This is a genomic window from Geobacillus zalihae, from assembly GCF_030414215.1.
GTDB lineage: Bacteria > Bacillota > Bacilli > Bacillales > Anoxybacillaceae > Geobacillus > Geobacillus zalihae.
In genome coordinates this window covers 156,379-169,107 of record NZ_CP129217.1, presented here as the reverse complement: position 1 = coordinate 169,107, position 12,729 = coordinate 156,379, and the positions used below count along the sequence as shown (strand labels likewise).

Genomic DNA, 12,729 nt, shown 5'->3' with positions numbered 1-12,729 from the left:
ACAAAAGGGATCGGAGGCATTTGGGCACACTTCGGGCGTGTATCTAGGTGCGAGGGTGGATGCCTAGAATCTTTGGAGGAGGTTCCAGCCCTAGAGCCGCAAGGAATAGCGCTTGTTTGGCCGTCAGTTCGGTTCGTTGATAAAGGTCGCCGTTTTTTGAAGAAAAATGTCCAAGCATGAGACGCTCGCATTCGTCTCTTACTTTCGGCCACGATTCATGAGTTCGGATCTCCACGATCCGAACCAGCAAGAGAGCCAGCCAACTGAGCAGCACATGCGCCCGGATACGGTCTTCCAAGCGATGATACATGGGGCGCAGCTCGAGTGTTGATTTCAACGTCCGAAAGGCCTGCTCGATATCCACCAGTTGCTTATACCCGAGCGCGACATCCTCGGCAGACAAGGTGTCATCGGAGGTTCGGATGAGATATTTGCCATCGTACTTTTCCGCTTCACGAACCGCTTGCTTGTCGATGCGAAGCGTTCCATCCTTCAATTGACGCAAGTATTTTCCGTAGGACGGATGGGAACGCAGCCGGCAGGTGGCCTTATGATGAGCTTCATTGGGGAGTTGGCGAAGCCCCTCCAACTCCTCTTTCAGCGATTCGAGCAGCTTTTCCCGTTCCTTGCGTTGGCGTTCGGCTTCGCTGGGATTGTACACGAGAACATAGCGCTGACGCGCTTCTCCGTCGCCCACGATGATTTCTTTGATATGCAAGTTCTCGCGAACTTGTTGGTAGCGCCCGCGACGGTTTAGGGCCTCTTCGACGGCAGCTTTGCCGGACCGCATCTTTTCGCCGACAATGTAGTGTCCCCCGGCCTGTTGCAAGATTCGCAAATTCTCTTCAGACGAAAATCCGCGGTCCATCACGCTGATCACACGCCCAAGCTTCCAGCCAATCAAGTCTTGTTTCACCTGTTTGATGACCGTCATATCCATCGTATTGCCAGGCCATACCCAAGCGCGAATGGGGACTCCTTCCCGGGTAACGGCCAGTCCAATGACGATTTGGACCAAATCGGGACGCTTATCTTTGGAAAACCCCTGCTTTCGAAGCGATTCTCCTTCTGGTGTTTCGGATGGATCCACTTCGAAGTACGACGAAGTCGTATCAAAGTAAATCAAATCGACTTCCAGGTTCAATAAATCGGCCACGGCATGGAACACTTGGCGTTCCAATTCCGGCTGCACAGCCAGCAGCTCATCCATCGCCCGGTACAACTGGTGGCTGGCGACTTGGGGAAGATGAGGGATATGCACGTCTTTCTCCACCCACTCCTCCATCGCCAACTTGCTTGACGGATGAAGGGCACGATTCGCCACCATGGCAAAAATCAGCCGTTCCAACGGAATCTGATGATGTCGGGAGGCAAACAAGGAGTGGAGAATCTCTCCCAATCCCAGTTGTCTCCAGAGCTGATCCAAAAGCCAAGCGCCACCAAGGCGTTTGCTTGATTGAAACTGAAAGTCATCCGACACTTCTCCTGTCAACGTCTCGATTTCCCAAGCCTGCTCAGGAGAAAGGAATCGCGAAATGCTTTTGGCCAGACGCTCCAAGACAGCGCGATCCACCTCGTCTTCGCGCCCAAACGAATAAATCACCTTCGCTTTCGCATATTTGGCCTTCGGATCCCATTCGTTGTGAGCAAGCTGGAGATACGCCACGGTCGTTCCATCTTTGTTTTTGCGTGTTACTCGCCGTATGTACATGCCTATATTATAACCGATATTCAGCTGTTTTAAAAGTTAAAATAAACAAGTCGTGTGCCTATGAAATTCAGTGTTTTTTTCTAGGATCCGCATCGCGAAATCTTTGATATAACAGCATTTTGGCCATTTTCATTTGCCTAAAATGGCCTCAAAACTGTCGAACTCGGGTACTAATTTTCGGGATAGTTAAAAAAGAAATGGGTGTAAGCAAAACACCCGCAAAATGTGCGGGTGTTTCTGCTTAAATAACCATATCAATAATTCCATTAATCCATTCAGAATTTTCTTCGATTCCGAGCTTATTGTAAATTATCATCTGTAGTTGAGTAAATTTACTAACATAAATTTACAACCAAACAAAAAAGGAGACATGAACCCGACTCCTTGGTTAAAATAGATGTGCTAACCAACCATTCACAAGGAGGCTCATGTCTCATGAATAGATTAGCACATCATCAAGGAATCCACAAGTTTTTCATGGCGTTGGGGTTGGCGCTTTATTTCTCGAAACCGGTCATCAAGCATCTCGTTCATATTGTGGATGCCTTGACGACCAAGGGATTTTCGGGAACGTTGACCGATGTCCATCACTGGAGTTTTCATCCCAACCATCGAACAACGCTCAGCCATTTTTTCACGAAAAGCCCTTGGGATGAAGAGACGTTGCTTCGCAAACTCCAGCAATGGATCCTTCATCGCATCAAGCGAATCGCCAAACGGGAGAATCAACCCCTTTTTGTTTCGATTGATGATACCATTTGCCAAAAAACGAAGCCTTCGTCACGGGCCACGCACGCCATTCAAGGGTGTGATTGGCATTTCTCCCACAAAGATCATCAATCGGTCTGGGGGCATTCGCTCGTTTGGCTGATGGTACACACCATGACTCAGGCATTCCCGTTCGCGTTTCGTCTTTATGATAAGGCGGCGGGAACAAGCAAAGTCGACCTAGCGATGGAGATGCTTTCTTCGCTCAAGGTGAAGCCGGATCATCCGGTGTATGTGCTCATGGATTCATGGTATCCGTCCAAAGAGCTCATCGAAGCCTGCCTGAAAAAGGGATTCCATGTCATCGCGATGCTCAAGACGAACCGAATTCTCTACCCGAAAGGCATCGCCGTCCAAGCCAAGCAGTTCGCCCGCTATCTCGAACCGCGAGACACCCGCCTCGTCACGGTGGGGAACGAGCGCTATCGTGTCTACCGCTACGAAGGTGCGCTCAACGGTCTTGATGATGCGGTGGTGCTGCTTACTTGGAAGGCTGCTCAGCCGATGACACCCGAACATCTTCATTGCATCTTGAGCACCGATCGGGAGCTGAGTGACGAAGACATCTTGCGTTACTATGCCCAACGCTGGTCGATCGAATGCTTTTTCCGGCAGGCAAAAGACCAGCTGAAGCTTGATGGGTACCGTGTTCGCCACGTTCGGGCGGTCAAACGGTATTGGATCACCGTGTTGTTGGCTTGCGTGTACAGCATAGCCGAATCTCAACAAGACCTCTCCGCCGGACTGGAGCTTCTTCGATCGCGGAAAGGACACAGCCTAGTTGAGTTCATTTACAACGCGGCGAAGCAAGATATTCCCATTGATGTTGTCAAAAAACAACTCCATGTCGCCTAAGGGTTACCCTGTTTGTCTCTTTGTTAATGGAAAATATTGTAATGAAAATTACTCATCTACAGTTAGATATTTAGCATTTGATTCCTTCTTTAATTATACTGCCCGTTAGATGCCCATGCATCGCTTCGCGGCATCACAGATGATGAAAGAAATTTTATTCTTCCATAGAAATCAAATAAGACCGATTTTAATCAATTTACCACAATATTACAAACACTTTCAAAATGCCTTTTATTATTCAAATATTTGTTTGATCGGAAATAAAGGAAAAATTGTTGGCATAAAAATTCGCCAACACTTTTATTGAATATATAACTTTATTTTTCAGTATGCGACTTTATTTTCCGCAGATAATAGAAAAAACAAAAGCCTGCTGGATTCACCAACAGGCTTTCAGTTCCCGACTTTTTTGTTCGGTACCTAACTTTTTTGTCCGGTTCCCGACTTTTTTGTCAAGTACCCGACTTTTTTGTCATTCAACATCTTTCCGACCAATGAACCGCTTACTCCACCGTCACGCTCTTCGCCAAGTTGCGCGGTTTGTCGACGTCGCAGCCGCGGTGCAAGGCGGCATAGTATGCGATCAGCTGCAACGGCACGACGGACACAAGCGGCGTAAGATCCGGATGGACGGATGGGATGATGAAGCGGTCGCCGTCGCCTTCCAGGCCGCGCATCGAGATGACGCACGGGTTCGCGCCGCGGGCGACGACTTCTTTTACGTTGCCGCGAATGCTTAAGTTGACGTGCTCTTGGGTGGCGAGGGCAATCACCGGCGTGCCGTCCTCAATCAAGGCGATCGTGCCGTGTTTCAGCTCGCCGCCGGCGAACCCTTCCGCTTGAATGTACGAGATCTCCTTCAGCTTCAGCGCGCCTTCTAGGCAGACATAGTAGTCAACGGCGCGGCCGATAAAGAAGCAGTTGCGCGTCAGCGTCAAGTAGTCGCTTGCGATTTTCTCCATTTCTTCTTTCGCATCACACAGCATTTCCATCACATTGGCGACGATGGCGAGCTCTTTCGTCAAGTCAAAGTCCAGCTCAAAGCCTTTCGCTTTTGCCGCGGCCGCCGCCAAAATTGCCAACACGGCAATTTGCGCCGTATAGGCTTTTGTCGAGGCAACGGCGATTTCCGGGCCGGCGTGCAACAGGAGCGTATAATCGGCTTCCCGCGACAGCGTCGAACCTGGGACGTTCGTGATCGTAATCGCTTTATGGCCGAGTTTGTTCGTTTGCACGAGCACGGCGCGGCTGTCGGCCGTTTCGCCGCTTTGCGAGATAAAGATGAAGAGCGGCTTTTCCGACAACAGCGGCATGTTGTACGAAAATTCGCTGGCGATATGCACTTCCACCGGAATTTTCGCCCACGATTCGATCAACTGCTTGCCGACGAGACCTGCGTGGTAGCTCGTTCCGCACGCGACAATGTACAGGCGGTCGGCGTTCAGCACTTCGTTGATGATCGCTTGGTCAATCGTCAATCCGCCGTTTTCGTCTTGGTATTTTTGAATGATGCGGCGGATGACGAACGGCTGCTCGTCAATTTCTTTCAACATGTAATGCGGATACGTTCCTTTTTCAATGTCGCTTGCATCGAGCTCGGCCGTAAACGGCTTCCGTTCGACTGTCTCGCCGTTGAGCGTTTGAATCGTGACGTTCTCGCTCGTGACGATAACGAGCTCCCCATCCATCAGTTCGACGAATTGATTCGTCACTTGAAGCATCGCCATCGCGTCGCTCGCCACGACGTTAAACCCATCGCCCAAGCCGACGAGAAGCGGGCTTTTGTTTTTCGCCGCATAGATGGTGTTTTCGTCTTGCGCATCGATCATGGCGATGGCGTACGATCCTTTTAGCAGCGAGAGCGTTTTTCGGAACGCCTCTTCCGTTGCCAGTCCGTCGTTGACGAACTTCTCCACGAGCTGAACGATCACTTCCGTGTCCGTGTCGCTTTGGAATGTGACATCGGCCAAGTAGTCGCGCTTGACCATTTCATAGTTCTCAATGACGCCGTTATGCACGAGCGTAAAACGGCCTGAAGCGCTTTGATGCGGGTGGGCGTTCACTCGGCTTGGCGCCCCGTGTGTCGCCCAGCGTGTATGGCCAATGCCGACCGTCGCGTTGACGTTCGGGTCGACGATGCGGCGCAAATCAGCAATCCGTCCTTTTTCCTTAAACACATGCACGCCGCTTTCGTTCAACACAGCGATCCCCGCCGAATCGTAGCCGCGATACTCGAGTTTTTCCAATCCGCGCAATAAAATTTCCTTCACATCTTGATAACCGATATAGCCAACAATGCCGCACATGGCAAATGTTCCTCCTTTTCATCTTGGAGGCTGCCGCTAATGAGATCCTTCCATGTTCAGTTGTCAAAGAACAACGGGGCCTCACCGTCAATGCGGCAGACTCCCCTTTCGATTTGCGCGATGACATCCTCCCCTTTGTGCAAAGGGTCGCCCCTTTGTTTTAAGAGAGGACTTGCGGCTGTCATCGCCCCAGCCGGGAGGCATCCGCCGAAAACCTCGATAAACCTCCTCCTCGTCAACTAAGCGTTCTTCCGTCCAACGCTTAGTCCAGGCGCTTTGTGATCGTTAAAACCGATGCAACAACCAACCACCTTGTTGCTTTGTTGGCCATGCCTACGGTTGCGACAAGCCATCACTTTACCATGTTCCGCTCTTCGCCCTTCCATCGCCTCCTTTCAAGAAAAAAGCAACAACGTTAATATTACAGGACATTCCCAGCGGCGTCAACTATCTATATAAAATAACCTATGCATAAACGGAAGCGAACGTTCCGTCTATGCATAGGGTGGTTGTCCAAGCAATCGGTTATTCCGCTCCCATTTCACGGCGGACAACATCCGCGATCCGCTCAACGTAGGCGCGACACGCTTCCTCGGTTTGGGCCTCCGCCATAATGCGCACAAGCGGCTCAGTCCCCGATGGGCGGACAAGAACGCGGCCGTTGCCGTTCATCTCTGCCTCCACTTCCTGGATCACTTTTTTCACTTGTTCGTTTTCCATTGCTTTTTCCTTATCGGCCACCCGGACGTTCACAAGCAGCTGCGGGTATTTTTTCATTTCCCCCGCCAATTCGGAAAGCGGCTTGCCTTTGATTTTCATGATGTTGACAAGCTGGAGCGCCGTCAACATTCCGTCCCCCGTCGTGTTGTAGTCGAGGAAGATGATATGTCCGGACTGCTCGCCGCCGAGATTATAGCCGTTCTTCTTCATTTCTTCGACGACATAGCGGTCGCCGACTGCTGTTTGCACACTTTTAATCCCTTGAGCCTCCAGCGCTTTGTAAAACCCAAGGTTGCTCATGACGGTCGAGACGACGGTTTGGTGCTTGAGGCGGCCGGTTTCTTTTAAATATTTGGCGCAAATGTACATAATCTGGTCGCCATCGACGATGTTGCCGTTCTCATCGACAGCGATGAGACGGTCGCCGTCCCCGTCAAAGGCGAGCCCGACATCAGCTCCTTTTTCTTTGACAAACGCCGCTAACGCTTCCGGATGGGTGGAACCGACCCCTTCGTTAATGTTGAGCCCATTGGGCGAAGCCCCCATTGTCACGACATCCGCATCCAAATCGGCAAATAAGTACGTCGCAAGCGATGACGTCGCCCCGTGCGCGCAGTCGAGGGCGATTTTCATCCCGGAAAAATCTTCTTCATCGATCGTTTGTTTTAAATACTGCAAGTATTTTTGCCCGCCTTCAAAATAGTCGTTGACTTGCCCAAGTCCAGCCCCGATCGGCCGCGGCAGCATATCCTCCGCGCTGTCGATGAGCGCTTCTATCTCGGCTTCCTGCTCATCCGACAGCTTGAACCCGTCCGGGCCGAAAAATTTAATGCCGTTATCTTGCACCGGGTTGTGGGAGGCAGAAATCATGATGCCGGCCTGCGCTCCAAGCGCCTTCGTCAAATAGGCGACACCTGGCGTGGAAATGACGCCAAGGCGCATCACTTCCGCCCCGATCGACAAAAGCCCCGCGACAAGGGCCCCTTCCAACATATGGCCGGAAATGCGGGTGTCGCGCCCGATCAGTACTTTCGGGCGCTCAGCGCTTTTGGTCAGCACGTATCCGCCGCAGCGGCCGATTTGAAACGCCAACTCTGGCGTCAATTCACGATTTGCGACTCCTCGTACACCATCAGTGCCAAAATATTTGCCCATTCGTTCACTCTCTCCTTACTATGCAGTTTATTGTGCAGCCGCTTTTTCGCTAATCTGGACCATCGCCGTTTCCACCGACGGCTGCCATTGGACTTGTTCAGGGTGGTTCCATTGAATGGGAACTTGATGTTCGCCGGTGTCAAGTCCACCGACATCGACATACAAACGAATATCGTCTTTTGTCAACCCGCGGACGACATCGGGCGGACCGACAAGGCGGACCGTAATTTTGCCTTCAAGCGGTTTGACAAATTCGGCTTTGTATGAATCCGGCAAGCCGACGACAGCGATCGGCACGTCTTTCCACGTTTGTGTGACATCTTTTTCTACATCAATATGCACCTTGATTTTGTCTGGATTGACGCTTTTTGCGCCATCAGGGAGCGGAGCGCCAAGTTCTACCGTCGCATCATCAGTAATGTCGTCCAAATCAACTGTCAATCCTTCCAGCTTGTCAATATGGTTCAACACTTCCTTCGGTCCATAAATCGTCACTCGATCCGGCTCCGGCGTGATGCTGACAAGATGCACACCATCCGGCAGCTCTCCGGTTGTTCGCACTTGAACCGGCACCGTCTTGCTCGGGCTTTTCACCGGCACGGTTACTTCCACCGACGATGGCTCTGGCTCAATATCCAACTCATTTCCCCGTCGATCGTACACTCGAACGCGCGCTTCTCTCGTCAGCGTTTCCGTCGCCCCATCTAAGTCGACGATGGCTTTGACAAAGGCAATCTCGTCGATTCGTTCCTTCGCCCCGGTAATCGTCACGGCATCTGGTTTCACCGTCGGTTCTCCAACGGAATAGCCATCCGGCATTTTGTTTCGATTGAAAAATTCAACACCGACCGGAAACTGTTTCGACACTTTTTCACGAATCGTCACTTTGGCCGAGGAAGGCTGAATCGTCACTTTCAACTTGTCGGAGATGTCCCTGTATTTGATCGGCACCGTGTATGTCCCTAATGGCAATTCCGTTAAATCGACATACACCTCGAAATTTCGTTGTAGAGCCGTCGGCTTGACAATGCTGGCGGGTCCTTGGAGCGTAACGTTCACGTATTTCGGGACACCCGATACGACCAAGTTGTTTTCATCATAGTAAGCGACCACCGGAATATCGACCAACGTTTCCGTATCTTCCTGGCCAAACGTGTTGCGCGTCTCACCAGTTTTCGCCCCGACATTGGCCGACATATACAGCATAATCGCCAGCAATAAGGAGACAACGCGAATAAACCAAGGATGGTCCATCAACTTATCCATGTTTCTTCCCCCTCCACTGCCAACGGGAAGAAGCAGGCGCCTTCGTCGCTGGAGCAAGTTCGCCGGTCAACAGCTCCCGAAACTCATCGATCGTTAAATCGCGGTACAGCTCGCCGTTTTTCGTCAACGATACTGCTCCCGTCTCTTCCGACACGACGACGGTGACGCTGTCCGTCACTTCGCTGATGCCGAGCGCCGCCCGATGGCGTGTTCCGAGCTCTTTCGAAATAAACGGACTTTCCGATAATGGCAAATAACAGGCCGCCGCAGCGATTTGGTTTTTTTGAATAATGACCGCCCCATCATGAAGCGGCGTGTTCGGAATGAAAATATTAATGAGCAGTTCCGGCGATACATGAGCGTTTAACATAATGCCGGTTTCGACATAATCGTTCATTCCGGTTTCCCGCTCAATGGAAATCAGCGCGCCGATGCGTCGCTTCGCCATATACTCGGTCGCTTTGACAATGGCTTCCACCATTCGCATCCGCTCTTCCTCTTCATTGACCGTATTGCGGGTGAACAGCCGTCCGCGGCCGAGCTGCTCAAGGGCGCGCCGCAATTCTGGTTGAAAAATGATGATGATCGCGAGAAATCCCCAAATGATCGCCTGATCCATCAGCCATTGCAACGTCGTCAATCCGAGGTAATTGCTCACGAAACGAACCAAAATAATTAAAAAAATGCCTTTTAACAACTGAATGGCCTTCGTCCCGCGAATCATCATGATCAACTTGTAAATCACATACCAAACGACAAGGATATCAACCACTTTTAACAAATATGACACGATGGGGAGCTCTCCGAAGGACATCTTCACACTTCCTTTATCTCTAATTCCAATCTGTTGATGGCCACGGAAAAAGCCATCGAACGATGGCTGCCATCATTCAATCGATTGGAGCGCACGATTGAACCTTTCTTTAATATTATACCAAATCCATTCAAACACTTGATTAATTTCCTCCACTTCCCCTGTCACTTGCCCGGCGGACGCCATATATTTCTTTCCATGGATCACAGTCACGTCCCCATCAACCGTTCCTTCAATCCGAATCGAGCCATTGCGGACGACAATATCTCCTTTGACCGTTTCTCCTTTCGGCACGATGACAGTATGATCGCGGATGATGACATGTTCATCAGCTGAGACGGAAAACGCGCCTCTTTCCCCCCATGAAGAGGCTAAGCTGCCGAAAGTAAGCGCGAAAAACAACGAGGCAGCCGTAAGCAGCGGATGACGATGCAGAAAACGGCGCAGCCGCGCGGTCTTTCTCTCTTTCGGCATCGCCTCCATAACCTTGGCTGCAAACGACGGCGGCGCCGCAACGTGGGCGGCATATTGGAGGAAAGCAACCGTCTTTTTCAGCTCGTGAAAATGGGCAGCGCACGCAGCGCACGAACGCAAATGTTCTTTCAGCTGCTGCTCTCCTTCTGGCTGGAGATCTCCATCAAAATAGCTGTGCATGAGCAACACGATTTCTTTCGGACATTCCATAGTCTCCCACCCTCTTATAAATGACCCAATTGCCTGCGCAACGCTTCGCGGCCGCGATGCAGCCGCGTTTTCACCGTGCCGACCGGCAACCCTAAAATCTCGCTGATTTCTTGCAAGGACAAATCTTCCATATATTTCAACACGATCACGCTTCGATACTTTTCTGGCAACTGCTCAATCGCTCGCTGCACCGTCTCTTGCAGCTCCAGGCTTTCCACTGCCTCCTCCGGGGATGTTTCGCGGGAAGGAAGCTGAGCCTGCATCGTCAACCCGTCCGTGCCTCCGACCTCTTCATCTAAATACACGTCCGGCTTCCGTTTCCGCAATTTATCGATCGTCAAGTTCGTCGCGATTCGGTACAGCCAAGTGGAAAACTTCATTTCAGGATTGTACGTATCAATATGGATGTAGGCGCGGATGAACGCCTCCTGCGCCGCATCTTCCGCCTCATGCCGATTGCCAAGCATTCGATAGCAAAGACGGTAAATCTTGTCCTTATACAAATCGACAAGATCCGCGTATGCGTTTTGATCCCCTTTTTGGATCGCCTTAATTCTCTTTTTAATAAATAGATCCATAAAATACAATACCCCCGCCTCACGGCTTACTGTATATTACGGCGCTCGATCAAGAAAAGTTTCATGCAACATATTTATTGTATCATACAACGGAAAAAGAGGGGACTCCAAACAAATGGCAGCCCCTCTTTCACAAACAGCGGGAACAAATCATCATCATATCCGTGAATCCCGCAACCAACCCTCTTTGCCCACATGCATTACATGAGTTTTTCACCAAACAACGACCCCATCAGCGCTACAGCCACTGATGCTGTTTTGTTCCGCTCATCCAAGATCGGGTTCACTTCGACAAATTCCGCTGAAGTGATGATTTGTGCCTCGGCCAGCATCTCCATCGCCAAATGGCTTTCGCGGTATGTCAATCCTCCAATGACAGGCGTTCCGACTCCCGGTGCGTCGCTTGGGTCAAGGCCATCCAAGTCAAGCGACAAATGAACGCCATCCGTTCGTTCTTTTAAATAGGCGATCGTTTCTTCCATCACCCTTGTCATTCCGAGCCGATCAACCTCATGCATCGTGTAAATTTTGATTCCTTTTTCGCGAATAAACTTCTTCTCCCCTTCATCAAGGGAACGGACGCCGATCAACACGACATGTTCCGGCTTGATTTTGGGGCTGTATCCGCCGATTTGCGTCAGCGCCGGATGGCCAAACCCGAGGCTCGCCGCCAGCGGCATGCCATGAATGTTTCCAGACGGCGACGTTTCCGCGGTGTTGACGTCGCCATGCGCGTCATACCAGATCACTCCAAGCCGCTCATAATGTTTCGCCACCCCGGCGAGCGTGCCAATGGCGATGCTATGGTCGCCGCCCAGCACAAGTGGGAAGCGCCCCCGCTGAACGACTTGGTCAACCGCCGCCGCGAGTTTCTCATTCGCCTCCGCAACCGCTTTCAAATTGCGCAACCGTGAGTCTCCTTGCTCGTGCAACCGCTCTGCTTTTCCAATCGGAATATCTCCCAAATCTTCAATATCGTAATGAAGACGTTCCAGACGTTCGATGACGCCTGCATAACGCATCGCGCTCGGCCCCATATCAACGCCGCGGCGTGTCTGCCCTAAATCCATCGGAACCCCGATAATTGAAATTGGCTTCATGCTGTCTCCCACTCCTTTCCGGTTCCTGTTACGTCTTTATTGTAGAGGAAAGAAAGGGGATGACTCAACTTGACAAAATTTTGAATATTTATACCGATATAACAAAAAAGAGCAGGCTGCTTTTGGTTGTCAAGCAGTCTGCTCTTGATGGAGCCTATCGGGATCGAACCGATGACCTCCTGCGTGCAAAGCAGGCGCTCTCCCAGCTGAGCTAAGGCCCCGCCCCAAGCGGAAGACGGGACTCGAACCCGCGACCCCCACCTTGGCAAGGTGGTGTTCTACCACTGAACTACTTCCGCGCTATGGTGAGCCATGGAGGACTCGAACCTCCGACCCTCTGATTAAAAGTCAGATGCTCTACCTACTGAGCTAATGGCTCATGGTTGGGTATACACTCTAGGTACTACCTAGCTCTACCTGCCTCTTCCTCTCCCAGCCGATTCAAAGATGCCAAGTGCGTCGAGGCAACTCGAAGCAAACTCGAAGATGTAGCGCTCGTTACTGAGCTAATGGCTCATGGTTGGGTATACACTCACAGTGAACGATGTCCCTTCCTCTACAAGCATATTCGAAGATGCAAGATGCGTCGGGACAACTCGAAGCGAACTCGATGATGCAAAGCTCGTTGCTCTACCTACTGAGCTAATGGCTCATGGTTGGGTATACACTCTAGGTACTACCTAGCTCTACCTGCCTCTTCCTCTCCCAGCCGATTCAAAGATGCCAAGTGCGTCGAGGCAACTCGATGCCTATTCGACGATGTAACGCTCGT

9 protein-coding genes and 3 tRNA genes are annotated in these 12,729 nt (G+C 51.1%); 1 reads left to right on the top strand and 11 read right to left on the bottom strand.

The genetic code is table 11. The features are described 5' to 3' along the window. Positions 1 to 43 precede the first annotated feature (43 nt). The gene (locus tag QWV57_RS00945; protein ID WP_023633822.1) at positions 44 to 1,711 is read right to left on the bottom strand and encodes an IS1634 family transposase; all 1,668 of its coding nucleotides are present in this window, start codon (positions 1,709 to 1,711) and stop codon (positions 44 to 46) included. A 435-nt stretch (positions 1,712 to 2,146) separates the two neighbouring features. On the opposite strand from QWV57_RS00945, the gene QWV57_RS00940 reads away from it, so the two are divergent. Continuing rightward, complete coding sequence (locus QWV57_RS00940; RefSeq protein ID WP_081133251.1) at positions 2,147 to 3,334, top strand: IS701 family transposase; 1,188 nt, start codon at positions 2,147 to 2,149, stop codon at positions 3,332 to 3,334. A gap of 503 nt (positions 3,335 to 3,837) precedes the next feature. Here QWV57_RS00940 and glmS read toward each other — a convergent pair. The 10 genes from glmS to QWV57_RS00890 form a co-directional block, all read right to left on the bottom strand. Then, positions 3,838 to 5,640, bottom strand: a complete 1,803-nt coding sequence (gene glmS / locus QWV57_RS00935) for a glutamine--fructose-6-phosphate transaminase (isomerizing) (protein ID WP_301100182.1) — start codon at positions 5,638 to 5,640, stop codon at positions 3,838 to 3,840. A gap of 525 nt (positions 5,641 to 6,165) precedes the next feature. Further along, complete coding sequence (gene glmM, locus QWV57_RS00930; protein WP_301100181.1) at positions 6,166 to 7,515, bottom strand: phosphoglucosamine mutase; 1,350 nt, start codon at positions 7,513 to 7,515, stop codon at positions 6,166 to 6,168. Between the two features lie 27 nt (positions 7,516 to 7,542). Beyond that, complete coding sequence (locus QWV57_RS00925) at positions 7,543 to 8,781, bottom strand: CdaR family protein (RefSeq protein WP_301100180.1); 1,239 nt, start codon at positions 8,779 to 8,781, stop codon at positions 7,543 to 7,545. Further along, positions 8,774 to 9,595 (bottom strand): diadenylate cyclase CdaA, encoded by an 822-nt coding sequence (cdaA, locus tag QWV57_RS00920; protein ID WP_014194616.1) that lies wholly within the window; start codon positions 9,593 to 9,595, stop codon positions 8,774 to 8,776. The genes QWV57_RS00925 and cdaA overlap by 8 nt, the downstream gene beginning before the upstream one ends. 72 nt (positions 9,596 to 9,667) lie before the next feature. Next, positions 9,668 to 10,279 carry an anti-sigma-W factor RsiW gene (gene rsiW / locus QWV57_RS00915; protein WP_015373735.1) on the bottom strand — a complete coding sequence of 204 codons (612 nt, stop codon included), beginning with the start codon at positions 10,277 to 10,279 and terminating at the stop codon, positions 9,668 to 9,670. 14 nt (positions 10,280 to 10,293) lie between these two features. Beyond that, positions 10,294 to 10,857, bottom strand: a complete 564-nt coding sequence (gene sigW / locus QWV57_RS00910) for an RNA polymerase sigma factor SigW (protein ID WP_020279758.1) — start codon at positions 10,855 to 10,857, stop codon at positions 10,294 to 10,296. A gap of 200 nt (positions 10,858 to 11,057) precedes the next feature. Then, positions 11,058 to 11,957 (bottom strand): arginase, encoded by a 900-nt coding sequence (gene rocF / locus QWV57_RS00905; RefSeq protein ID WP_014194613.1) that lies wholly within the window; start codon positions 11,955 to 11,957, stop codon positions 11,058 to 11,060. Positions 11,958 to 12,105: 148 nt separating this feature from the next. Further along, positions 12,106 to 12,178 (bottom strand) — tRNA-Ala (locus tag QWV57_RS00900). Positions 12,179 to 12,184: 6 nt separating this feature from the next. Further along, positions 12,185 to 12,256 (bottom strand) — tRNA-Gly (locus QWV57_RS00895). A 4-nt stretch (positions 12,257 to 12,260) separates the two neighbouring features. Then, positions 12,261 to 12,336, bottom strand: a tRNA-Lys gene (locus QWV57_RS00890). Positions 12,337 to 12,729: the final 393 nt, after the last annotated feature.

Excerpts from the sequence above, each read along its gene's own strand:
- QWV57_RS00945 (WP_023633822.1), bottom strand. The coding sequence starts at position 1,711 with ATGTACATACGGCGAGTAACACGCAAAAACAAAGATGGAACGACCGTG.
- QWV57_RS00940 (WP_081133251.1), top strand. The coding sequence starts at position 2,147 with ATGAATAGATTAGCACATCATCAAGGAATCCACAAGTTTTTCATGGCG.
- glmS (WP_301100182.1), bottom strand. The coding sequence starts at position 5,640 with ATGTGCGGCATTGTTGGCTATATCGGTTATCAAGATGTGAAGGAAATT.
- glmM (WP_301100181.1), bottom strand. The coding sequence starts at position 7,515 with ATGGGCAAATATTTTGGCACTGATGGTGTACGAGGAGTCGCAAATCGT.
- QWV57_RS00925 (WP_301100180.1), bottom strand. The coding sequence starts at position 8,781 with ATGGATAAGTTGATGGACCATCCTTGGTTTATTCGCGTTGTCTCCTTA.
- cdaA (WP_014194616.1), bottom strand. The coding sequence starts at position 9,595 with ATGTCCTTCGGAGAGCTCCCCATCGTGTCATATTTGTTAAAAGTGGTT.
- rsiW (WP_015373735.1), bottom strand. The coding sequence starts at position 10,279 with ATGGAATGTCCGAAAGAAATCGTGTTGCTCATGCACAGCTATTTTGAT.
- sigW (WP_020279758.1), bottom strand. The coding sequence starts at position 10,857 with ATGGATCTATTTATTAAAAAGAGAATTAAGGCGATCCAAAAAGGGGAT.
- rocF (WP_014194613.1), bottom strand. The coding sequence starts at position 11,957 with ATGAAGCCAATTTCAATTATCGGGGTTCCGATGGATTTAGGGCAGACA.